We start from the raw sequence: 24,008 nt of genomic DNA, 5'->3' as shown, positions 1-24,008 counted from the left end.
GTATGCCTTTTTTTGCAGCTACTCCTGATTGTAGTGGCATCCTTTTTTTGAGGCACGAGAAAAAAGATATAACGGAAAGCAGGTAGAAACCTTTATTAATTTGCACTATGCTGCCGTACTAAATTTTAGTATTTTTGAAATTATGCTGAAAAATAAAAAATTACTGCTTGCTGTTAGTTTAATACCGCAATATTTACTGGTGTTATGGGCTTCTAAAAACCCTGTTTTTATTGAAAATTTTTACAGCAACGGGCTTTATATTTATATTGCTAAAGTTTTTAGGTTTGTACTGGGTTGGCTACCGTTTTCATTTGGCGATTTAGTTTACGGCTTGGGTATTTTATATGCGCTACGTTGGTGTTATAAAAACCGAAAGCGTATTATTAATGATACTAAAAATTGGGTGATTGATGTAGCAGCTGCCTGTGCCCTATTGTATTTTGCTTTCCACATGTTTTGGGGCTTGAATTACTACCGATTGCCACTGCATGTAAACTTACATTTAAATGCCGATTATACTACTGAACAACTTGTGAGTGTTACTAAAAAACTTATTAAAAAAAGTAATGCTTTACAGCTTGAAATTACTAAAAGTGATACCGTAAAAGTTGAAATGCCTTATAGCAAGCATGCTATTTTTAAAATGACACCCAACGGTTATAACAACCTAAAAGCAGTGTTTCCGCACTTGGAATATTACCCTAAGAGTATAAAAAAATCGTTATTTAGTTATCCGTTAACCTATATGGGTTTTAGCGGTTATTTAAACCCTTTAACTAATGAGGCCCAGGTTGATGGTTTAATTCCTACTATAAAGTTCCCTACTACATCGGCACATGAAATGGCACATCAATTAGGCTATGCTGCCGAAAACGAAGCTAATTTTATTGGTTGTTTGGCTTCTATTTATAATGATGACGTATATTTTAAATACTGCGGATATGCCTTTGGTTTGCGCTATTGCCTAAACGAAATTTATAAACGTGATGAAGCGCTATTTAATGATATTATAAAAACCATTAATAAAGGTATTTTAAAGCATTATGAAGAGGTTAGATTGTTTTGGGAAGCGCATGAAAACCCTGTTGAGCCCTTTTTTAAATATTTTTATAGTGGTTACTTAAAAGCTAATAACCAAAGTAAAGGCATGCAAAGTTATAGCTATGTTGTGGCGCTTTTGGTTAATTATTTTAATGCATAAAATGTAGCAAAAGTTAAAATGTGTTAAGAATTTTTTAATGAATTCTTAAATTAACTAATTTAACACCAAAATAAATATTATTTATGCTTAAAAATTACCTTTGGTTTATTGCTATATTTTTTGTGTTAGCAATAAACGCTCAAGACTATTTTCCAAAAAACGATGGTGTAAAAACCCAAAACACAAACTACACTGCATTTACCAATGCTAAAATTTATGTAACGCCAACTCAAATTATTGAAAAAGGTACGCTTTTAATTAAAGATGGTAAAGTTGTAAACTCCGGTAGTTCTATTACCATTCCAAAAAATACAGTAATAGTTAATTTAAATGGTAAAAGTATTTACCCTTCTTTTATTGATATTTATTCTGATTTTGGTATTGAAAAACCGCAAGCTTCAGCATCAAGATCACGTTCAGCACAGTATAACCCATCGCGTACTGGTTATTACTGGAATGACCATGTTATGCCCGAAAACAATGCCATTACCAAGTTTAGTTACAACAAAAAAGAAGCTACCGAATTGCTTAAAGCTGGTTTTGGCGTTGTAAACACACATATACATGACGGTATTGTGCGTGGTACTGGTGCTTTAATTGCCTTAAACAATACAAAAGGTAATGAACAACGTATTATAAGCGAAACTTCAGGGCACTATTTATCGTTTAGAAAAAGTGTAACATCATCACAATACTACCCTGGCTCTATAATGGGCAGTATAGCTTTATTAAAACAATTATATATTGATGCAGATTGGTATGCTAAGGGTAATATTAACACCAAAGATTTATCGCTTGAAGCATTAAACGCAAACAAAAATTTAACCCAATTTTTTGAGGCAGGTAGTAGAGCAAACATAATACGTGCAGATAAAATTGGTGATGCTTACGGCATACAATATGTTATGCTAGGTGGTGGCGATGAATATGAACGTATTAGCGATATTAAAGCCACTAACGCCAAAATTATTTTACCATTAAATTTTCCTGATGCCTATGATGTTGAAGACCCATTTGCAACCGCTTCATTATCATTAGAAGATATGCGTGCATGGAACCAAAAGCCACACAATCCTAAAATTTTAGCTGATAACAACATTGATTTTGCTTTCACCACTTTCAAACTCAAATCTGTAAAAGAACTGAAATCTAAAATTACAACAGCTATTAAAGCAGGTCTTTCAAAAGAAAAAGCGCTAGCTGCTTTAACTACTATTCCTGCTCAAATTTTAAATAAAAACACCAGTATAGGCTCCTTAAAAAATGGTTATTTAGCTAATTTTTTAATTACTTCTGGAGATATTTTTGATAAAGAAACCACACTTTATGAGAATTGGGTACAGGGAGAAAAAACAGTGTTTGAAAGCTTAAACACCAAAAACATTTTGGGTATCTATGCCTTTAACATTAATAATCAGCCTTATGAAATGGTTATTTCTGGTAAACTAAGTAAACCTAAAACCAAAATAACAACGGGTTCGCATACGTTAGGCTCTAAAATAAATTATAAAGATGATTGGGTAAATATTTCGTTTACTACCATCGACACTACAAAACAAGAATTTATTAGAATTGTTGCTAAAGTTGATAACACAAATACTTTAACAGGAAAATCTATTCTTCCAAACGGAGACACATTACCTTTCACTGTAAAAGTTTCTGATGTTGAAGGTGATGAAGATGATAAAAAAGACACAAATAAAGAAGCAAACATTAATGATACCTTTTTTGCTGTAAGTTACCCAAACAAAGCCTTTGGTTTTACAAAGTTACCTGAAGCTGAAACGCTACTATTTAAAAATGCTACCGTTTGGACGGGAGAAGCCGAAGGTATTTTAAAAAATACCGATGTTTTAATTAAAAACGGTAAAATTGCAAAAATTGGTAAAGGTTTATCTAGCGGTGGCGCCAAAGTTATTGATGCTACTGGTAAACATTTAACTGCTGGAATTATTGACGAACATTCGCATATAGCAACAGCATCGGTTAATGAGGGCGGTCAAAATTCATCTGCAGAAGTAACTATTGAAGATGTAATTGATGAAACCGATACTAATATTTACCGCAATCTTGCCGGCGGTGTAACATCTATTCAAATATTACACGGTTCAGCAAACCCAATTGGTGGTCGTTCGGCAATTATTAAATTAAAATGGGGTGAATCTGCCGATAATTTAATTTACAGCAATACACCAAAATTCATCAAATTTGCTTTAGGTGAAAACGTAAAACAATCAAACTGGGGTAGTTATTCACGTTTTCCACAATCGCGTATGGGTGTTGAGCAGTTGTATATAGACTACTTTACAAGAGCAAAAGCATATGATGATTTGAAGAAAAGCGGAAAGCCATATAAAAAAGATATTGAACTTGAAGTTATTGCCGAAATTTTGAATAAAGAACGTTTTATTTCGTGTCACTCCTACGTTCAAAGTGAAATTAATATGCTCATGAAGGTTGCCGAAAAATTTAACTTTAACATTAACACCTTCACTCATATTTTAGAAGGCTATAAAGTAGCCGATAAAATGGCAGAACACGGTGTTGGCGGCTCTACGTTTAGCGATTGGTGGGCTTATAAATACGAAGTAAACGATGCCATACCGTATAATGCAAGTATAATGCACAATGCGGGTGTAACAGTAGCTATTAACAGTGATGATGCTGAAATGTCTAGACGCTTAAACCAAGAAGCCGCTAAAAGCATAAAATATGGTAATGTAAGTGATGAAGATGCTTGGAAATTTGTAACCTTAAACCCTGCCAAATTACTACATATTGATGACCGCGTAGGCAGTATAAAAATTGGTAAAGATGCCGATGTAGTATTATGGTCTCACAACCCTTTATCTGTTTACGCTAAAGCCGAAAAAACTATAATAGAAGGTGTTACTTATTTTGATATTGAACGCAATAAAAGCATGCAAGAAGCCATAAAGTTAGAAAAAAACACACTTATCAACTTAATGTTAAAAGCTAAAAATAAAGGCTTAAAAACACAAGCTATTAAAAAGAAAACCAAAGAGCTTTTACACTGCGATTCTATTGATAAAGAAATATAAATTTACCATGAAAAAATTAACAATATACATATTTATACTCAGCATATTTATTGGTTTTGCACAACAAACACCAGCACCAAAACAAAACAAAGCCATAACTATTGAAGGCGCAACTGCTCATTTAGGCAACGGTAAAGTTATTGACAACGCACTAATTATGTTTGAAAACGGTAAAATAACATACATGGGTAGCGCACTAACCAAAATTGCACGAAAAGGCGAAATTATAAATGCAAAAGGCAAACATGTTTACCCTGGTTTTATAGTTCCTAATTCAACACTTGGTTTAGTTGAAATTGATGCGGTAAGAGCTTCTGATGATGATGCCGAAATTGGTAATTGGAACCCCAATATTAGAAGCTTAATTGCATACAATGCTGAATCTAGAGTTGTTGAATCTATGAGACCAAATGGTGTACTTTTAGGGCAAATAACACCCCGTGGCGCAAGACTTACTGGTACATCATCTATTGTTCAATTTGATGCTTGGAATTGGGAAGATGCCGCTGTAAAAGCTGATGATGCCGTACATTTAAATTGGCCACAAAACTTTAAACAACGCCGTGGTGTTGTTTCACAAAACAAAGAATACAAAACGCAAACTTTAAAAATTCATGAATATTTTAGCAATGCTAAAGCCTATTTAAACGGCAGCAAAGCCACTACGCATTTACCTTTTGAAGCTTTAAGTGGTGTTTTTAATGGTTCAAAAAAACTATTTATTCATGTTGATGAAGAAAAAGGCATTATTGATGCTGTAAGTTTTAGCCAAAAACACAAACTACAAAACATAGTTATTGTTGGTGGTTATCAGGCTGAAAACACCATAGATTTACTTAAAAAACATAATATTCCTGTTGTACTTAGGCGTGTGCACTCTTTACCTAATTTAGATGATAATGATTACGATTTACCTTTTAAATTAGCCAAAACGTTAACTAACGCAGGTATAACGGTTGCCTTAGAAACCAGCGGAGATATGGAACGTATGAACACCCGAAACTTACCGTTTTACGCAGGAACAACAGTTGCACATGGTTTAACCAAAGCGCAAGCACTACAACTTATTACACTTAATGCCGCTAAAATTTTAGGTATTGATGAAAATTATGGGTCTTTAGAAAATGGAAAAAGTGCTACCCTTTTTATATCGGAAGGTGACGCTCTAGATATGAAAACAAATAAAATTTCATACGCTTTTATTGATGGGCGAAGTATTAGTTTAGAAACCCACCAAACTAAACTCTGGAAACGTTATTCAAAAAAACTTGAAAAATAAATATTAAAAAAGCGGTTAATTATATGATAATTAACCGCTTTTTATTTATAACTATTTAGTATAAATTATTCTGTTACTATTTCTGCATTGGCAGGTTTTTCAAATAATGAATCTGCTGGTTTTTCACTTGTAATTTTCACGTTTACAAACTTATTTTCACTATGTATTGTTGTTGGTAAATTATTTTCATAATTATAGCGGATACTATTTGCTGGTAATAGTAAACCATTTACATTTTGCCACTCACTGTAACGCCTAAAATGTAATTGTTGTTCCTTTTCTTGTGTAAAAAATGTTACGGTGTAACCTAACCATTCCATTCTGTAAGTTTCAGGGTTATAATAAAGTACATATTCATCTTCAGGAGACTCACCTACACCAGCGTTATATGAAACACTAATTCCTGGATAGGTTTTACCTTCAAACTCTAAAGGTTTTGCTTCGCCATACACAATACCATCATCAGCTAAAACAAAAGGCATAGCGTAAAAATAAAACATAAGATTATAGTAAAATTTAGGACTATAACCTTTAAACTCGGTATTTGTTTCTTTTTGTAGCCACACATTTTCACCATCAAAACCAATAGCATGATTTGGGGTTTTAATTAAAGATTTTCTTGTATACAAATTGGTTGTAGTAACTTCATCACCATCTGGTTTTGGCATTGTAAACTCTAAAAACCGCATTTGTTTCCATTTATTTAATCCGCCATGAGCATTAAATACTTTTACAAGGTTTTCAGGATATGTATTTTCTATTTCTATGGTTTCTTGTTTGGGTGCTGTTTCAGTAACACTAACCTCTTTTTTTTGCTCTTTGCATGATGCAAAAAATACTGCTAAGGCTATTAAAAAAAATTTGTTCATTTTCTTAGTAATTTTATGTTTTGTTAAAATTTTTACGGTGCATAATTACACAAAAAGAACTACTTTAGTCGAGACTTTATGAAAGAAATAACAAGCACACAAAATAGTTTTATTAAAAACCTTATTCAGTTAAAAGAAAAATCTAGAAAACGAAAAAGTTCTGGTACATTTTTAATTGAAGGACAACGTGAAATTACCCTAGCTAAAAAAGGTAATTATACTATTGAAACTATTTTATTTTACCCTGAATTGTTTAACAAAACAGCACTTAATGATTTTACAACTAATGAAACTGAATTAATTGAAATTTCAAAAGAAGTATATCAAAAACTAGCTTATAGAGATACAACCGAAGGTGTTTTAGCCGTTGCAAAATCTAAGAAAAATAAGTTAGAGCATTTAAAATTTAGCACACAAAACCCTTTAATTTTAGTTGCCGAAGCGCCCGAAAAACCAGGGAATATTGGTGCACTTTTAAGAACCGCCGATGCCGCCAATGCTGATGCTGTTATTATAGCTAACCCAAAAACCGATTTGTATAACCCAAACATTATTAGGTCTAGCGTTGGTTGTGTATTTACAAATCAAATAGCAATGGGCACAACCACTGAAATTATTACATTTTTAAAAACAAACAACATCAATATTTTTTGCGCTATTTTACAAGAATCGGTTGCTTATCATACGCAAAATTTCACAAAGCCAACCGCTATAGTTGTTGGTACAGAAGCAACAGGTTTAAGTGAACAATGGCGTGTAAACGCAACGCAAAATATTATTATACCAATGCAAGGTAGTATAGATTCTATGAACGTGTCAGTTGCTGCCGGAATTCTTATTTTTGAAGCTAAAAGGCAACGGAATTTTGAATAAAAAAAAGCACGTATAATTTATTTATACGTGCTTTTTACTTATGTTTATTATATCTATTTATTTCTTAATAAATTTATAAACTCCTTCTTCAATTGAAAGAAAATATAAACCTTGGTTAAGACTCTCTACATTTATACTATTAGAAAATTTTCCTGATTTAACTTCTACTCCCGTTAAGTTAAAAATTCTATAATCTCCACTAGTTGTCAAATCTATTCTATTAGTTACAGGATTTGAAGATGTAATTAAATTTGAAATACTATTTTTTGAAAAATCTTCAGTACTTAAAGATGGGTTTTCTAAAATACCAAAAAACTTTCTTGAAGGTAAACTTGCTGGAGCCCATTCAGGATCTACTGAAGTTGATAATGGATTTAAAAAGTAATACACATTAGTTCTATTTGCAAGTCCCCATGGATTGGCATCATAAAGTTGGCTTGGGATTGCGTTAGAAGGATTTGATGGATCTTTAGACGCTAATAAAACACCATTTATTGAACCTCCTACAGAAAAATTTGAAGGAAAATTATTCATTGTAATAGTTGCTGAAGCTCCTCCTGGAGCTGCTGGCAATATTGATGTATTTGAATATGTTCCAACTGTTATCTCAGCACCTGGTTCATAAGGATTTTTAGCTCCTACTAAGGTGAATTCTATAGCTCCAATTTGCACGGGCTCATCAGACACATAATTTATAGCTATATCAACGCTTGTGTTTTGAACTAAATCTCCTGAAAAATCAAAAGAATATTCATCTAAACTTGCTGGGGCTGATTCTATTACTGAAACAACTCTATTTGATGCTATAGCTCCAGGAAAAGCTGTTCCTCCATAATTAATTTGGGCGTCATAATCTGGTTGGTTACCAAAAGCATTTAAATTATCAAAACTAACAGTATAATTAAAAGTACCATCTCCATTAGCTTGAGAACTATTAACTGTAGCAACCCCAGTAATGTCTATAGTTCCTCCGTTATTAGTAGCAGTAATTGTTCTTCCTCCTCCAACAGCAGTACCTGTGGCATCAGTACCTGTAACCCATCCTGAAAAAAACTGAGAGTTTTCACCATCTGCAATAGGAATATTAACAAAATCTACAATGTATTTTGTAACCATAGCTCCTGTTGCTGCAGGCATTGATGTGTTTCTAGCAACAATATCAGGCACACTAGTAACCGTAATAGTTTGTGAAAACGTTAAACAAGTTACCATTAAACTTAGTAAAAAAGTAATTTTTTTCATATTAAAATATTTTAGTTTGTTATACTATAAAACTAAGTGTAAACTATAATTACCTATGCATCAAATATCTAAATCAATACCTCATATGTTCAAATTCTATGTTTTATTTAAAAATTATTTCTTTTTATTTTAGCCATCAATTCAAATTGAATGTCTAAATGAATTCTAATATTATTTTTTATATTATAATAACCATAATAATAGTCAATTTTATAATTGATAAAATACTTGATGCATTAAATGCAAAACACTTTAATGACGCATTACCGCATGAATTACAAGATGTTTATGATGCCGAGGCTTATAAAAAATCGCAAAATTATAAAGCCACCAAATACAAGTTTGGGTTATTAACCTCTACATTTTCAATTGTTTTAATCTTAGGCTTTTTATTTTTTGATGGTTTTGAATTTGTTGATAACATTGCCAGAAGTTATAGTTCAAACCCAATTACAGTTGCGCTTATTTTTTTTGGTATTATAATGATTGCTAGTGATGTTTTAACCACACCATTTGCATATTACAGCACCTTTGTAATTGAAGAAAAATTTGGATTTAATAAAACCACTAAAAAAACATTTATTTTAGATAAAATAAAAGGCTGGCTAATGAGTGCTATTATAGGTGGTGGTATATTGGCTGTAATTATTTGGTTTTACAATACCACGGGGCAACATTTTTGGTTGTATGCTTGGGCATTGGTTACTTTTTTTACGGTGTTTATGAATATGTTTTACTCTAAACTTATTGTACCGCTTTTTAATAAACAAACTCCTTTAGAAGCTGGTGAATTACGAGATAAAATTTCGGCATATGCTAAAACAGTTGGTTTTAAGCTTGATAAAATTTTTGTAATTGATGGGTCTAAACGTAGCACAAAAGCGAATGCTTATTTTTCGGGTTTTGGTAGTGAAAAGCGCGTAACGCTTTACGATACTTTAATTAATGATTTAGATGATGATGAAATTGTAGCAGTTTTAGCCCACGAAGTTGGACATTACAAAAAGAAACACATTATTTTTAATTTAGTAACTTCTATTTTACTAACTGGTTTAACACTTTACATTTTATCATTATTTATTGCAAACCCGTTACTATCGCAAGCATTGGGTGTTGAAACTGCTAGTTTTCATGTAGGACTTATTGCGTTTATGATGCTCTACGCTCCTATTTCAGAAATTACAGGTTTAATTATGAATGTGTTTTCTAGAAAATTTGAATATCAAGCTGATGATTATGCTAAAAACACATATAAAGGTGAACCACTTATTACTAGCCTAAAAAAACTTTCTAAAAATAGTTTGAGTAATTTAACGCCACACCCAGCGTATGTGTTTATGCATTACTCGCACCCTACACTATTACAACGTATAAAGAATTTGAGAAAACAGTAAAAGTAACGTAACTAAAAACAGCCTTAACAAACCCACGCGTTAACGATTGAACGGTTTGTTTAAAATCCTTTTTGCCTAAGCAAAAAGATTGAGTAGTGAAAGCGTGTTAAAACGCCCAAAAAATTATTAATAATTATAAAACGTGTTATTTACACGGTAATGATAAATAATTACCTATATTTGCCGGCTGAAACATATTTATAACAACGTGTAAATTACATATTTACATTGTTTTAATTAAGGTTTCATTAAAAATGCCTCAGGGAGAGGCTGTGTTACTAGAAGGTTTAGTTTTAAGTATGTCGGTTCACTTCTTTATGTAACACTACAAAGAATAATCGATTACTTATATTAAAATGAGCACATTCCAAGACTTAGGTTTGCAGGATAACCTTTTGCAAGCTATTACAGATTTAGGCTTTGAAACACCAAGTGAGGTGCAAAAAAAAGCCATTCCAATTTTATTAGACGAAGAAACAGATTTAGTTGCCTTAGCCCAAACAGGTACTGGTAAAACAGCTGCTTTTGGCTTTCCTATGTTACAAAAAATTAATGTAGATAGCCGTACTACGCAAGGTTTAATTTTATCGCCCACGCGCGAGCTTTGTTTACAAATTGCTAATGAACTAAAACTTTATGGTAAATATTGCAAAGGCTTAAACGTAACCGCTATTTATGGTGGCGCAAGCATTACAGAACAAGCCAAACAGGTTAAACGTGGCGCGCAAATTATTGTGGCTACTCCTGGTAGAATGAAAGATATGATTAGCCGTAGAATGGTTGATATATCTAAAATTGAATATAGCGTTTTAGATGAAGCTGATGAAATGTTAAACATGGGGTTTTATGAAGATATTACCAGCATTTTATCGCACACACCAAATGATAAAAGCACGTGGTTATTTTCGGCAACAATGCCAAAAGAGGTAGCTACTATTGCTAAAGAGTTTATGTACAACCCAAAAGAAATTACGGTTGGCCATAAAAATGAAGGTAGTAAAAACGTATCACATGAGTATTATTTGGTAAACTCACGAGACCGCTACCAAGCTTTAAAACGTTTAGCCGATGCTAATCCTGATATATTTTCGGTAGTATTTTGTAGAACAAAACGTGATACACAAAAGGTTGCTGAACAACTAATTGAAGATGGTTATAACGCAGGTGCTTTACACGGAGATTTAAGTCAGAATCAGCGTGATTTAGTAATGAAAGCCTTTAGAAACAACCAAATACAAATGCTTGTTGCTACCGATGTTGCTGCACGTGGTATTGATGTTGATGATGTTACACACGTAATAAACTACCAACTACCCGATGAAATTGAAACCTACACACACCGCTCTGGGCGTACAGGACGCGCCGGAAAAACAGGTGTTTCCATGGTTATAATTTCTAAAAGTGAAGTTAGAAAAATTAAAAGTATTGAGCGCATTATAAAAAAGCAATTTGAAAAGAAAAGTATACCTGACGGTTCTGTAATTTGCGAAATTCAGCTTATGGCACTTGCCAATAAAATTCATAATACCGAGGTTAACCACGCCATAGATAAGCACCTTGATAGTATTAATGAATTGTTTGAAGATACAAGTAAAGATGAATTGATTAAAAAATTCTTTTCAGTTGAATTTACACGTTTTTATAACTACTACCAAAAGGCTAGAGATTTAAACGTATCTGATAATGGAAGAGCTGAAAGTACTGGTGGAGATTCTACACGTTATTTTATTAACGTTGGAAGAAAAGATGGCTTTGATTGGATGAGCTTAAAAGACTTTTTAAAAGAAGTTTTAGAGCTTGGAAGAGACGATGTTTTTAAAGTTGAAACTAAAGACAGTTTTTCATTTTTTAATACCGAAAGCGAACACCAACAAAAGATTTTAGACTTTTTTACAGATTACAAATACAACGGACGCTATGTAAATGTTGAAGTTTCTGAAAACAGAAGTCGTGGTAGAAAACGAGATCGTAAAGGCGGTAGCGGCGGTAAAAAACGTAATTTTTCAGGAAATAAAAATAACGATAACAAACGCTCTGGTAAAAAACGTAACAGCTCTAATGGCGGAAACTTTGGTGCATCTCGCCCAAGACGTTCAAGACGATAACTAATAGTTAGTTACTTAAAATAAAAAGCAAAGTGTTTGAATTGTTGTATTTAAACACTTTGCTTTTTTTTATACAACATCATAAAAAATCTACACAATGTAATGGGTTTTGTTAATTTTTAGTCAAAAAACCAAACAAAACCAATTGTTAATGTTTTGTTTAGTACTTTTATGCTAAAATTGTTATATTTTAATTACATGCAAAAATACTTACTCCTTATAATATGCTTACTATTTTCATCAGCAATACTACTTGCCCAAGATGGAAAACGCGCTATTGGGGTAGTTTTAAGTTCATCAAACAATAAACCTTTAGAAAGTGTAAATATTGTTAACCTTAACCAAGTTACGGGTACTATAACCAATAACAAAGGTGAATTTAGTATTGCTGCCCAAGTTAATGACACCTTACACTTTTCGTATTTAGGTTATAAATCTATAAAAGTTAGAGTTACAAACGATTGGTTAAAGTTTGGAAGCTCTGAAATTAAACTTACAGAATTAGCTGAAGCCTTAGAAGAAGTAGTTGTTAACCAATTAAGACTAACTGGTTATTTAGAGGTTGACATTAAACAAGTACCAGAACCTAACAGCAATTACCGTTACCAAATATCTGGTTTACACACAGGGTATGAAGCATCAAGACCAACAGCTATTAATAAAATAATTGGTTCTATTTTTAATCCGGCCGATTTTTTACACCGCATGTTTGGCAAAAAACCAAATGAGTTACGAAAACTAAAAAAGATGAAGCAAGATGATGAAATTAGAAACTTATTAGCTTCAAAATTTGATAGAGAAATGCTTACAGCTTTACTAAAAGTTGAAAAGGTTGATTTAGATGAAATTGTAACCCAATGCAATTACTCAAAAAGCTTTATACAAACAGCTAACGATTTGCAAATACTTGATGCCATAAGCGAATGTTATGAAGAATACAAAGTACTTAGCAGAGGCAGAAATGAACGTTTATAATTTTTTTTTAAGAAGCCTCTAAAATAGTTTTAAGTTCTGTTAGGCCTTCTTCAAAATCTTTTCCAACAGCTTTGTCTATGTTAAAAAACAACATAAAAATACTGAACGGAAATTTATTTTTACCTGAAAAGCCCCATACCACTTTTGTTTTATTATCTGTTAAATATTCAACTTTTAAATAAGCATCAGATTCTGATTTCCATGGCCTAAAAAAGCGCAGTTCAGACTCTACAATATTATCCTTAACAATACGCTTTATTTCCTGTTCACCAGAACCTACATCTTTATTACCATTCCATCTAGAAATAAAACCTACCTCACCATCAACACCTTCAAAATCCTGATCCATATCCGGATCTTTTTTCTTCCATGGAGACCACGCATCTTGGTTTTTTATAAACTTTAAATAATTAAAAACATCTGTTAATGGTTTTTCAATTTCAATACTTCTAAAAACATGATATTTTTTTGGTGCTATTAGCGCTAAAATTGTAAAAATAACAACCAACGCTAATAAAATGTAAAGGAGAATATACATAATTTTTGGTTTTAGTTAGTTTACTAAATTTACAAAAATTTATGATTTATTATAAAAACGCGTTACAATTTCATCATAACTCTTAATGGTTTTGGCTATCCAGTCTAATTTTTTTGCATTTATTTCTTCTTGTGTAAGTTGCCAATTCACATTGGTTTTTCTCAATTTAGTGGTAACGTGTTGCAAAATAATTGCTGCAGAAACCGATATGTTTAAACTCTCTGTAAAACCAAACATTGGTATTTTCAAATAGCAATCGGCAGCATCAATAACCGCTTCTGATAGGCCTTCGGTTTCTCTCCCAAAGAAAAAACACGCTTTTTTAGTTACATCAAAATCATGCAACTCACAATCATTAGCATGAGGTGTTGTTGCAACAATTTGATAGCCTTCTTGTTTTAAATTATCAATGCAACTTTTTACAGAATTATAACGATGCAAATCTACCCACTTTTGTGCGCCCATGGCTATTTCCCTATCAATGCGTTTTGTATTTTGTTCTTCAACAATATGTACTTCTTGTATACCAAAAACATCGCAACTTCTAATTACTGCGCTTGTGTTGTGTAGTTGATAAACATCTTCGGTAGCTACCGTAAAATGCTTGGTGCGTTGCGGTAAAACTTGGTTAAACCTACTACGCCTATTTTCAGTTAAAAAAGTTTCTAAATGTTTTAAAAGTTCTAAATCTATCATAATTCAAAAGTAATAAACTTAATACTATTCATGGCTTTGTTATAGAAAACAGAATACGTATTTTTATAACTATGAAAAAACATTTAGTAGTGCTTACAGGTGCTGGTATTAGTGCAGAAAGTGGTGTGAAAACTTTTAGAGATGCTGGCGGACTTTGGGAAGGGCATGATGTTATGGAAGTGGCATCGCCCCAAGGATATGCCGCTAACCCTGAACTAGTTTTAGATTTTTACAACCAAAGGCGCAGGCAATTATTTGAAGTGAAACCCAATAGTGCCCACAGAGATTTAGCTGCTCTTGAAAACCAATATAAAGTAACCATTATAACCCAAAATGTTGATGATTTACATGAGCGTGGTGGCAGTACAAATGTTGTTCATTTACATGGCGAATTATTAAAAGTAAGAAGCGCTGTTGATGACACCGATGTGCAAGAATGGAAAACCGATTTAGTATTGGGTGACTTGTGCAAAAAAGGTCATCAATTACGGCCGCATATAGTTTGGTTTGGCGAAGATGTACCCATGATAGAGAAAGCTATTGCTATTTGTGAAACCGCCGATATTTTAGTAATAATTGGCACATCAATGCAAGTGTATCCTGCTGCTAGTTTAATACATTATGTTAAAAACAATACACCTATTTATTTTATAGACCCCAACCCTGCAATAAAACAACACAAAAACTTAACCGTAATTGCGGATACAGCTACTAACGGCGTAAAAAAATTACTTACTAAACTTTAATTTGCAACAAATTTTAAACCAACAATTGATATTATTAAGGTAGTTATAAAAAATAAACGCCAAAATGTAGCGGGCTCTTTAAATACAAAAATACCAACTAGTACAGTTCCTACGGCACCAATACCCGTCCAAACAGCATAGGCAGTGCCAATAGGTAATGTTTTTGTAACTTTTACTAATAACATCATGCTAATTGCTAAACACACTAAAAACCCCAAAAACCAATAAGTTGCTTGGATACCTGTTGTTTCTTTTACTTTGCCCAAACAAGCTGCAAATGCTACCTCAAACAAGCCTGCTATTATTAACAAAATCCAGTTCATTAGTTTTGGTTTTTTATAACTCTAAAAGTAAGGTTTATTCTTGAACTAATTTGCTTTTTAGTTTTGGGTATTTTGTGTTTCCAGAAATGCTGTGTGCTACCTTGCATTAATAAAAAACTACCATGTTGTAATGGTATATCAACACGTTTTAAATTGGTTTTAGTTATATGTTTTAGTTGAAAGGTGCGTGTTTCACCAAAAGTAACCGACGCTATTATAGGGTTTTCACCTAGCTCCTTTTCATTATCTTGGTGCCAATTCATGCTATCATTTCCGTTGCGGTAATAGTTTAGTAAACAGGTAGTAAATTTAACGTTTGCAATAGTTTCAATTTTATTTTTAATACAATTTAAATCATGCGTCCATTGGTGCGGATGCATATGAATACCCGAATATGAATAACGTTTATCTTCATCACCATAAAGCGCTGTAAGTCTGGGAATAATAAATTCTTTTCCGTAGAACTTAATTTTATCTTGCTGCCATTTTATGGATGTTTTTAAACTATTAAATAGCAAGTTTGACTCGTTTGCAGAGAAAAAATTATTATACAATACAACATCAGCATCTGGTAGATTGAAGTCTATTTTTTCAGGTAATTGATTAAACAAACTGTTTTGAAACATGTTATTAATTATTTTTAGCTTCAATCCATTTACTCATAAACTTAGTGCTTTGTAATGCATGGTGTTGAAGCATTTGCCCTGTAAAGTTTTCAAATCTGTGTGATTGTAAGTTTTGCAATAAAAAATCAATCTTTTCAATGCAAGTAGTTTGAAAGTGCTTTTTATTGAATCTGTTATTAACTATTTTAAATCCGTTTTGTTGTTTTTCTTTCCAAAGAGCTTCATTTTTATATAGTTCAACCGCTTTTTGGGCAAACTTATCAACTGAATTTTCAATAAAACCATTAGGAGCTAAATTTCCAAACATACCTTCTGCCCCAATATTTGTAGTAACACACGGTGTACCGTTTTGCATAGCATCTACAAGTTTGCCTTTTAAACCAGCGCCAAACTGCAAAGGTGCTAAACACACTCTAGCTTGTTGCATAACGGTATTAACGTTTGGAGCAAAGCCTTTAATTAAAAAACCATTTTTATCATTGTGCAACTGGTTAACTTTTTCACTAGCGTAAGCGCCATAAATATGCATTTTGGCTTTAGGTAACTGCTTTTTTATTAGTGGCCAAATATTTTGCTTTAAATGCAAAACACCATTATAATTGGGCGCATGTAAAAAATTACCAATGGTTATAAAGTGTGCTCTCTCTGCAAATGGCTTTAATTGTGTTATATCATTTTCAGGAATGCGCTTTAATAAAAAAGGTAAGTAGCACAGTAGCGCTTCATCTACCTTAAAATCGGTTTTCAGTATATGCATTTCAACTTCAGAAATCATAATAGTTAAATCGCAACGATAAATGCTTGCTATTTCGCGTTTAGCAATGGCATTAAACAAATATGTTTTGTTAAAAAGTGCTCCTTCTTTAAAGGCTTGGTGCCTTCCTTTACGTAAACAATGTAAATCTTCGGTGTCTAAAATTTTAAGCGCATTAGGGCATTGTTCTGTAACACGCCACCCAAACTGTTCTTCGGTCATAAACCTATCAAACATAACAACTTTAGGGTTTAATTGTTTTACAAAATCATCAAAACTACTGTGGTTTAATTTAATAGAAACTTGAGAAACCCCAATACTTTCCAGGTTAAATGCGTTATTTGTTTTTGCACAAGCACTTGCAAAGGTTATTTTGTAATTAGCTAATTGAAATATTTCAATTAGTTGCAACATTCTACTACCTGCTGCCGAACTTTTGGGCTCGGGCCAAACAAAACCAATAATTAACAAGGTGTTACTCATAAGGCTATATTCACAATATAAAAAATTAAATTCCAAAACCCAAAGCGCTTCTGTACTTGGATTTTGGAATTTTTAGTTTTGAAAATTTTAAAGGTTTACTCTGGTTTTTGTTTCAAATCATATGAAGTACGCACTTGTTTAGCCCACGTAATTAAAGCATTTACTTGTTCTGGCGTTAATTTAGCATCGGCATGCGTCCATGTATATGAATTTAAAGGCATTTTACCTTCTTCAACCTCTTCTATGAGCTCTTCAAATTTATGGTCTTTACGTTTTATTGAATTGCCTTCCCAATTTGATACATTAAAATGTTCTTTACCTTCTTCAATATGATGATTTAACCAATAATTAAGTGGTGTTATACTGTTGTACCATGGGTAGCGGGTAACATTGCTGTGGCAATCAAAACAAGCATTTTTCAAAATTAACTTTACATCTTCTGGCGGATTAGTTTCTGCATAAAACGCATCTATAGACGCTATATCTCCATTGTTTTTTTCCGGCCCTAAAAATTGTGCAATTATTAATAAAACAACAAGTGCTAATAATACCTTTTTTATAATTTTCATTTTTAATACTTTTAGGTTATAAAAATATGAAATTAGATTTTGACAGCCACCGAACTTTATAACGAATTAAATTATGTAAACCACTCGCGCGAAAAACGTAACTACTACGCTAATTTAATGATTAACAACCCCAATTTAATACCAAAACTACTTGATATTTTATTTAAGGTTGATGATAAAATTTCGCCAAGAGCCGCTTGGGTTTTTGAGTTTATGTGCAGTAAAAACATTGATTTTGTGGTACCACATTTAAGCACATTTACACAAAACATAAAGTATGTGCACATTGATGCCGCTGTAAGACCCGTTGCTAAAGTTTGCGAGCTTATTGCTATGGCCTACAAAAACAATCATAAAAAAATAACAAACGCCTTAACCCAAACCCATAAAGAGCTTATAATTGAAACGTGTTTTGATTATTTAATTAATGACGAAAAAGTAGCCCCAAAAGCTTACAGCATGACAACACTTTACATTTTTGGAAAAGAATATGATTGGATTTACCCCGAACTTATTACCATTTTAGAACGCGATTTTACCCTACAAAGTGCTGCCTTTAAAGCGCGTGCAAAACAAGTACTAAAAAAAATTAAATAGTATTATTATTAAAAAATTAAAACGTTAAAACGTTTTAAAAAGTTTAATGCTGTTTTATTTTTTTAGGTTTTGAAATTCATATTTCAACCGCTAATCCATTAAAAAAACTATCTTTGCAACTTGTTAAAAATCAAATTACACTATGTCATTATCTGTATTAAATGCCATTTCACCAATTGATGGTCGTTATAGAAACAAAGCAAACGCTTTAGCACCTTTTTTTTCTGAAGAAGCACTTATTAAATACCGCGTTTTAGTTGAAATTGAATATTTTATTGCCTTATGCGAAATTCCGTTACCGCAATTAAAAAACGTAAACACCGCTGTTTTTAACGATTTAAGAGCCATTTATAAAACATTTTCTGCTGAAGACGCTTTAGCTATAAAAGATATTGAAAGTGTAACAAACCACGATGTTAAAGCTGTTGAGTATTTTATTAAAGAAAAATTTGATGCCTTAGGCTTATCACAATATAAAGAATTTATTCACTTTGGATTAACATCACAAGACATAAACAACACTGCAATACCATTAAGCATTAAAGAAGCTATGAATGCGGTTTATGTACCTGAATATTTTACCATTTTAGATAAGCTTAAAGCCTTAGCCGAAGAATGGCAAGCCGTACCAATGTTAGCACGAACACACGGGCAACCAGCATCACCAACACGCTTAGGTAAAGAAATACAGGTTTTTGTAACCCGCCTAGAAGAACAATTTAACTTATTAAATGATATACCGAGCGCCGCTAAATTTGGTGGAGCTACTGGTAATTTTAATGCACATAACGTTGCTTACCCAGATATAAATTGGAAAACTTTTGGCACTAGTTTTGTACAAGAAAAATTAGGCTTACACCACTCATTTCCTACTACTCAAATTGAGCATTATGACCACATGGCTGCTTTATTTGATTGCCTAAAACGCATTAACACCATTTTAATTGATTTAGATAGAGATGTATGGACGTACGTTTCAATGGATTATTTTAAACAAAAAATTAAAAAAGGTGAAGTTGGTAGTTCTGCAATGCCACACAAAGTAAACCCTATTGATTTTGAAAATAGTGAAGGAAACTTAGGTATTGCCAATGCTATTTTTGAACATTTATCGGCTAAACTACCAATATCTAGATTACAACGTGATTTAACTGATAGTACTGTTTTACGTAATGTTGGTGTTCCTTTTGGGCATACAATTATTGGTTTTAAATCTACATTAAAAGGCTTAAACAAATTGCTTTTAAACGAAGGTAAATTTGCCCAAGACCTTGAAAACAATTGGGCTGTAGTAGCTGAGGCTATTCAAACTATTTTACGAAGAGAAGGCTACCCAAACCCTTATGAAGCTTTAAAAGGTTTAACAAGAACAAATGAAGCTATAAATAAAGACTCTATTTCAAATTTTATTGATACTTTAGAGGTAAACAATACAATAAAAGACGAATTAAAACGTATTACACCAAGTAACTATACGGGAATTTAATATTTAATTTATGCTAAGCGACAAACAATCAATACTACTATGCGGATTTATTGCTGTAGTTTTTTTTGTTGCTGGCATGCTAGATGCGCTTAATAATTTTATTGTTTTAACTTTATTAACCTTAGCATTTTTAGCCATTGTACTTAATTTAATAACCGCAAAATCTTTTGTTAAAAAAGACGATGAACAATTACATAAAAAAGAATAAAAAAAGGTTTACCTAATTTGGTAAACCTTTTTTGTTTTTCAAGCTAGATTACCTACTTGAAAAAATTCATAATATTTTCAATTTGTGCACCATCAAAATCTGCATTTTGTAAACTATTAATTAGCACACCTATTTTTTCAGGATTCATATCATTACCTAAAACACGTACTATACCAAACCCCATATTTTTGTCTGTTGCAAAAACAACCACCTCATCGGCTGCGTCATCTTCACCAATATATTTCACCATTATTTTTCGGCCTTTATCACTCACTTCCATTAGGTCGTTATACTTTTCATGGCTTAAAATACTTTTAACTTTGGTAATTTCTGCAGTATAATTTTCAATATTATCTTTGGAAGCATTAAACCCCAAAAAATTAAGTTTTTGCACAGAATTGTATGCTTCTTGCTGAGCATCTGTAAAACTTGATTTATCAATTTTTAGCATTGATATTGGAAAATCTTGCGATATAAAATTAGCGTTTTCTTGGTTTTCAACGTAATAACGTTGCAGGCTTACACCATCACCACAGCTTATAAATAAAACTGTGGTTAAAATGGTTAAGCATAAATATTTAAAAGTTCGTTGCATGATTGATGATGTGTGCTTGTTATTTTTTATCGTTAAGGTGTTGGCCTCCAGGAATATTCATTTTACTTGTAAGTTTTGATATTTCGTTTAAATTAATATCACCTGTAAGAGACACCACAACAGTTTCAATTTTACGTTCTTTACCGTTAATTTCAATTTTGTCATCCATAACTTTATCTATACCATTAACAAAAATTAAAAGCTCTTTAACGTGGTCTGCATCTTTACCTTCTTTTACATAAAATTTAACTTCGGTGCCATCATCTTTTACTTCCATTAACTCATCTAAAGCGCTTGAGCGTGATTTTACCCATTTTGAAATATCACCAGATATAACTTTATTATCTGTTACTATGGTTTTAAAGCTTGTTATACTTTTAACCATATCAATGTAAGCTTTGGCTTCTGGGTCTTCAACATCAATACCCATTTTTGCTATCATTTGAAACATTTTTGGTTTTATTGATACGTATGTTACATCGGCATTATCACTATATTTATCAAAAATATTGCTTTGTGCTACGGCTGTTAATGGCAACAACATTATGGCCATTATTGCTATTATTACTCTATTTTTCATTGCTATTGTTCTTAAATTTATTGTTGATTTCATTTTTCTAATATTTTACTTTTTAAAAATAATATTGGTTGTGTTCTCTACTTCGTTTAAGTAACCAAGAGTTGCTGCGCCTTTTTCAAACGTATTTAAATAATTTACACTTTGTGTACCTTTATTAAAATGGTTTGAAATCATTGCTAATTGCTTTGATACTTCGTTTAGAGCTTGTTCGGGTTCGCAATAAGTACCTAACTCATTACAATCATTTGTATTTAATACATTTGAATTTAAATAAAACCCTAGCATAAGAACCGCCACTGCTGCAACAGAAATCCATTTATAATTAAATGTTTTTTTAGTTTTTAATGGAACGTTTTTAGTAAACTGCTCTTGCTTATTTAACAAAAAATAGTTGAACATGGGTTTATACATTTCTAAATGTGGTGCTACAGTTTCTTGCGAAAAATAGTGTTTTAACTGTGCTTCTTCATTTAACGTGGTTTCACCGTTCTCGTACTTTTCTATTAATTTTTCTATATTATTTAATACCATAATTATGTGTATTAGTTAATTTTTCTCTTATTGTTTTTCTGGCTCTAGATAAGGCAACACGTACTGCAGTGTTATTCATATCTAGTATTTTTGCTATTTCATCAAAATCGTATTCTTCAATATCTCTTAATTGAATAATCATACGTTGTTGTTCTGGTAAATCTTCAATAATTTTGGCTACCCAATTTACACTATCATTTAGTTCAACTTGTTTTTGTAATGATGTGTTTCCATCTTCATAATTACTATGCACAATTTTTAAATTTTGTGCTTGTTTAGATTTCAACTTATCAAAACAAAAGTTTTTTGTCATGGTCATTGAAAAGGCTTCAACATTTTTGTACTCTTGCATTTTGGTTTTATTATTCCAAAGTTTTAATAGTACTTCTTGTGTGGCATCTTCTGCCTCTTCTGTAGATACTAGTAAGCGTTTTGCTAAACGAAATACTTTATCTTTAAAAGGCATTACAATATTTAAAAACTCGGTTTGAGTCATTACTATGTTGGTTTGGTTTGTTAGCTTTTTTTGCTATTTGTATTTACGACGAGTCATTTACTTTTTTGTTACACAGCTTTTATTTTTTTTCAAAAAAAGGTAATTTTAAATACCCCTGAACTAGAGTTTAAAACCATTAAAAACTTATTATTTTTAGTTGTATTGCAGGCTTTTATTTTTAGTTATACAATTTTGTGTGTAATTTTAAGTTTTTAAATACTACTAAAAGTAGAAAATTGTACTATGAAAAACATACATTATAAAGTTTACTATTTTATTATTTTTTTAAGTTTCTCATTACTTTTTGTTAATTGTAGCAAAAATGATGATGATAATAACAATCAGGAAATTCCAGAAACTCCTGAAACTCCTGAACCAATAACTCTTAATAACCAAGTACATGATTTTGTTTGGAGCGGCCTAAATGAAATTTATCTTTGGCAACAAGATGTGCCCAACTTAGCAAGCAGTAAAAAAAATAATCAAGATGATTATTTTACTTTTTTAAACAGTTACAACGCCCCTGAAGACCTTTTTGACGACATGCTTTACCAACCAGGTATTGTAGATAAATTTAGTTTCTTGGTTAATGATTATATTGCGCTAGAAAATTCATTCCAAGGTATATCTCTATCTAATGGTTTAGATTTTAGACTTGTAAGATTTTCTGGTTCTGATAATATTTTTGGTTACGTAAGGTATGTTGCTAATAATTCTGATGCCTCTAGTAAAAACATAAAAAGAGGCGATTTGTTTTTAGAAGTAAATAACCAACAACTTACCATTAACAACTATAGAAATTTATTATTTGGAGATAATAACACTTACACATTAAATCTAGCTGAAATTTCTAATAATTCTGTAACATTAACAGGTGAAACTGTAGAGCTCACAAAATCTGAATTTACTGAAAACCCCATTTTAATTAATAAAGTACTAGAAATAAATGGTAGTAAAATAGGCTATTTAATGTACAATAGCTTTATAGCTAATTTTGACAACCAATTAAACGATGCTATAACAAGTTTAAAAAACCAAGGCATTACAGACTTAGTTTTAGATTTAAGATACAACCCTGGTGGCAGAGTAAGTTCAGCCATTATTTTATCAAGTATGATAACGGGGCAATTCCATCAACAAGTTTTTTCTAAAGAAATATGGAATAATAAATACCAAGCATACTTTGAAGCTAATACCCCAGAAAGTTTAGTTAATAGATTTACAAATACACTTTTAGACAATACACCTATTACATCTTTAAACCTAAACAAAGTATACATATTAACAACAGAAGCTTCAGCCTCAGCCAGCGAGCTAGTTATTAATGGTTTATCTCCTTATATAGATGTAGTCCAAATTGGTACAGCTACTACTGGTAAATACACGGCATCTGTAACTTTATATGATTCAGAAGATTTTTCAAAAGACAATGTTAATCCAAATCATACTTATGCGCTACAACCTTTAGTATTAAAATCTGCTAATGCTGATGGTATTACAGACTACAACAATGGCCTTCAACCTGATTATACAATTACATACACCACCAGTAATGGTGAAGCACAAGGAGAAGACATTGCTAACTTGGGTGTTTTAGGTAATGAAAACGAACCTTTTTTAGCTAAGGCCATAGAATTAATTACAGGAACCACAACTAAATTAACCAAAAAATCTAAAGATCAATTATTAATGCCTATTAAGCATGTTAAAAACTCAAAAGACTTTGCACCATTGGGAAATGAAATGTACATTGATGGTTTAAATTTAATTAAGTAATACT

Annotated in this window: 24 protein-coding genes; 12 read left to right on the top strand and 12 right to left on the bottom strand. The window is 31.9% G+C overall.

All coding sequences use genetic code 11. The features are described from left to right. Positions 1 to 142: 142 nt before the first annotated feature. The 3 genes from FUA26_RS11495 (at position 143) to FUA26_RS11485 (ending at position 5,542) form a co-directional block, all read left to right on the top strand. Positions 143 to 1,201, top strand: coding sequence for a DUF3810 domain-containing protein (locus FUA26_RS11495; protein ID WP_147136040.1), 1,059 nt, complete (start codon positions 143 to 145; stop codon positions 1,199 to 1,201). A gap of 83 nt (positions 1,202 to 1,284) precedes the next feature. Then, positions 1,285 to 4,263 (top strand): amidohydrolase family protein, encoded by a 2,979-nt coding sequence (locus tag FUA26_RS11490; protein WP_147136038.1) that lies wholly within the window; start codon positions 1,285 to 1,287, stop codon positions 4,261 to 4,263. A 7-nt stretch (positions 4,264 to 4,270) separates the two neighbouring features. After that, positions 4,271 to 5,542 carry an amidohydrolase family protein gene (locus FUA26_RS11485; protein WP_147136035.1) on the top strand — a complete coding sequence of 424 codons (1,272 nt, stop codon included), beginning with the start codon at positions 4,271 to 4,273 and terminating at the stop codon, positions 5,540 to 5,542. Positions 5,543 to 5,607: 65 nt separating this feature from the next. Here the strand turns inward: FUA26_RS11485 and FUA26_RS11480 are convergent, their stop codons facing one another. Continuing rightward, positions 5,608 to 6,411 (bottom strand): DUF6503 family protein, encoded by an 804-nt coding sequence (locus tag FUA26_RS11480; protein WP_147136033.1) that lies wholly within the window; start codon positions 6,409 to 6,411, stop codon positions 5,608 to 5,610. Positions 6,412 to 6,489: 78 nt separating this feature from the next. Between FUA26_RS11480 and FUA26_RS11475 the strand changes: the two genes are divergently transcribed. Next, positions 6,490 to 7,284 carry a TrmH family RNA methyltransferase gene (locus FUA26_RS11475; protein WP_147136030.1) on the top strand — a complete coding sequence of 265 codons (795 nt, stop codon included), beginning with the start codon at positions 6,490 to 6,492 and terminating at the stop codon, positions 7,282 to 7,284. A 57-nt stretch (positions 7,285 to 7,341) separates the two neighbouring features. On the opposite strand, the gene FUA26_RS11470 is transcribed toward FUA26_RS11475, so the two are convergent. Then, complete coding sequence (locus tag FUA26_RS11470) at positions 7,342 to 8,526, bottom strand: T9SS type A sorting domain-containing protein (RefSeq protein ID WP_147136027.1); 1,185 nt, start codon at positions 8,524 to 8,526, stop codon at positions 7,342 to 7,344. Between the two features lie 158 nt (positions 8,527 to 8,684). Here FUA26_RS11470 and FUA26_RS11465 point away from each other — a divergent pair, with 158 nt between their 5' ends. The 3 genes from FUA26_RS11465 (at position 8,685) to FUA26_RS11455 (ending at position 13,000) form a co-directional block, all read left to right on the top strand. Then, positions 8,685 to 9,920 carry a M48 family metallopeptidase gene (locus tag FUA26_RS11465; RefSeq protein WP_147136024.1) on the top strand — a complete coding sequence of 412 codons (1,236 nt, stop codon included), beginning with the start codon at positions 8,685 to 8,687 and terminating at the stop codon, positions 9,918 to 9,920. A 356-nt stretch (positions 9,921 to 10,276) separates the two neighbouring features. Further along, positions 10,277 to 12,025: a DEAD/DEAH box helicase gene (locus tag FUA26_RS11460; RefSeq protein WP_147136021.1), complete on the top strand. Its 1,749-nt coding sequence runs from the start codon at positions 10,277 to 10,279 to the stop codon at positions 12,023 to 12,025. 198 nt (positions 12,026 to 12,223) lie between these two features. Further along, positions 12,224 to 13,000: a carboxypeptidase-like regulatory domain-containing protein gene (locus FUA26_RS11455; RefSeq protein ID WP_147136018.1), complete on the top strand. Its 777-nt coding sequence runs from the start codon at positions 12,224 to 12,226 to the stop codon at positions 12,998 to 13,000. Between the two features lie 7 nt (positions 13,001 to 13,007). On the opposite strand, the gene FUA26_RS11450 is transcribed toward FUA26_RS11455, so the two are convergent. After that, the gene (locus tag FUA26_RS11450; protein ID WP_147136015.1) at positions 13,008 to 13,538 is read right to left on the bottom strand and encodes an SRPBCC family protein; all 531 of its coding nucleotides are present in this window, start codon (positions 13,536 to 13,538) and stop codon (positions 13,008 to 13,010) included. A 39-nt stretch (positions 13,539 to 13,577) separates the two neighbouring features. Next, positions 13,578 to 14,234, bottom strand: a complete 657-nt coding sequence (locus FUA26_RS11445) for a TrmH family RNA methyltransferase (protein ID WP_147136013.1) — start codon at positions 14,232 to 14,234, stop codon at positions 13,578 to 13,580. A 71-nt stretch (positions 14,235 to 14,305) separates the two neighbouring features. Between FUA26_RS11445 and FUA26_RS11440 the strand changes: the two genes are divergently transcribed. Next, complete coding sequence (locus FUA26_RS11440) at positions 14,306 to 14,980, top strand: SIR2 family NAD-dependent protein deacylase (protein WP_147136010.1); 675 nt, start codon at positions 14,306 to 14,308, stop codon at positions 14,978 to 14,980. Here FUA26_RS11440 and FUA26_RS11435 read toward each other — a convergent pair. From FUA26_RS11435 to FUA26_RS11420, 4 genes are all read right to left on the bottom strand, one after another. Beyond that, positions 14,977 to 15,303: a DMT family transporter gene (locus FUA26_RS11435; RefSeq protein ID WP_147136007.1), complete on the bottom strand. Its 327-nt coding sequence runs from the start codon at positions 15,301 to 15,303 to the stop codon at positions 14,977 to 14,979. The genes FUA26_RS11440 and FUA26_RS11435 overlap by 4 nt on opposite strands. Next, the gene (locus FUA26_RS11430) at positions 15,303 to 15,929 is read right to left on the bottom strand and encodes an alpha-ketoglutarate-dependent dioxygenase AlkB family protein (RefSeq protein ID WP_147136005.1); all 627 of its coding nucleotides are present in this window, start codon (positions 15,927 to 15,929) and stop codon (positions 15,303 to 15,305) included. The genes FUA26_RS11435 and FUA26_RS11430 overlap by 1 nt, the downstream gene beginning before the upstream one ends. A 4-nt stretch (positions 15,930 to 15,933) precedes the next feature. Beyond that, positions 15,934 to 17,166 carry a glycosyltransferase gene (locus tag FUA26_RS11425; RefSeq protein ID WP_147136002.1) on the bottom strand — a complete coding sequence of 411 codons (1,233 nt, stop codon included), beginning with the start codon at positions 17,164 to 17,166 and terminating at the stop codon, positions 15,934 to 15,936. A 95-nt stretch (positions 17,167 to 17,261) separates the two neighbouring features. Next, on the bottom strand, positions 17,262 to 17,735 hold the full coding sequence (locus FUA26_RS11420) for a heme-binding domain-containing protein (RefSeq protein ID WP_147135999.1): 474 nt from the start codon (positions 17,733 to 17,735) through the stop codon (positions 17,262 to 17,264). A 39-nt stretch (positions 17,736 to 17,774) separates the two neighbouring features. Here FUA26_RS11420 and FUA26_RS11415 point away from each other — a divergent pair, with 39 nt between their 5' ends. The 3 genes from FUA26_RS11415 (at position 17,775) to FUA26_RS11405 (ending at position 20,026) form a co-directional block, all read left to right on the top strand. Beyond that, positions 17,775 to 18,332: an adenylosuccinate lyase gene (locus tag FUA26_RS11415; RefSeq protein WP_147135996.1), complete on the top strand. Its 558-nt coding sequence runs from the start codon at positions 17,775 to 17,777 to the stop codon at positions 18,330 to 18,332. Positions 18,333 to 18,474: 142 nt separating this feature from the next. Further along, entirely contained in the window at positions 18,475 to 19,818 is a 1,344-nt protein-coding gene (gene purB, locus FUA26_RS11410) for an adenylosuccinate lyase (protein ID WP_147135994.1), read from the top strand. Positions 19,819 to 19,828: 10 nt separating this feature from the next. Next, positions 19,829 to 20,026 (top strand): hypothetical protein, encoded by a 198-nt coding sequence (locus FUA26_RS11405; protein WP_147135991.1) that lies wholly within the window; start codon positions 19,829 to 19,831, stop codon positions 20,024 to 20,026. 52 nt (positions 20,027 to 20,078) lie between these two features. On the opposite strand, the gene FUA26_RS11400 is transcribed toward FUA26_RS11405, so the two are convergent. From FUA26_RS11400 to FUA26_RS11385, 4 genes are read right to left on the bottom strand one after another with little or no spacing between them, the layout of a single operon-like run. Then, on the bottom strand, positions 20,079 to 20,621 hold the full coding sequence (locus FUA26_RS11400) for a DUF4252 domain-containing protein (protein WP_147135988.1): 543 nt from the start codon (positions 20,619 to 20,621) through the stop codon (positions 20,079 to 20,081). A 19-nt stretch (positions 20,622 to 20,640) separates the two neighbouring features. Next, entirely contained in the window at positions 20,641 to 21,234 is a 594-nt protein-coding gene (locus FUA26_RS11395) for a DUF4252 domain-containing protein (RefSeq protein WP_246109129.1), read from the bottom strand. A 12-nt stretch (positions 21,235 to 21,246) separates the two neighbouring features. Further along, positions 21,247 to 21,732 carry a hypothetical protein gene (locus tag FUA26_RS11390; RefSeq protein WP_147135986.1) on the bottom strand — a complete coding sequence of 162 codons (486 nt, stop codon included), beginning with the start codon at positions 21,730 to 21,732 and terminating at the stop codon, positions 21,247 to 21,249. Then, the gene (locus FUA26_RS11385) at positions 21,719 to 22,228 is read right to left on the bottom strand and encodes an RNA polymerase sigma factor (protein WP_147135983.1); all 510 of its coding nucleotides are present in this window, start codon (positions 22,226 to 22,228) and stop codon (positions 21,719 to 21,721) included. Before FUA26_RS11385 ends, FUA26_RS11390 begins: the two co-directional genes overlap by 14 nt. A 243-nt stretch (positions 22,229 to 22,471) precedes the next feature. On the opposite strand from FUA26_RS11385, the gene FUA26_RS11380 reads away from it, so the two are divergent. Further along, positions 22,472 to 24,004 carry a S41 family peptidase gene (locus tag FUA26_RS11380; RefSeq protein WP_147135981.1) on the top strand — a complete coding sequence of 511 codons (1,533 nt, stop codon included), beginning with the start codon at positions 22,472 to 22,474 and terminating at the stop codon, positions 24,002 to 24,004. Positions 24,005 to 24,008 lie beyond the last annotated feature (4 nt).

The sequence above is a fragment of the Seonamhaeicola algicola genome, from assembly GCF_007997385.1.
Taxonomy (GTDB): Bacteria; Bacteroidota; Bacteroidia; order Flavobacteriales; family Flavobacteriaceae; genus Seonamhaeicola; species Seonamhaeicola algicola.
Note: the sequence above shows the minus strand (reverse complement) of the source record. Positions and strands in the feature narration are given on the sequence as shown.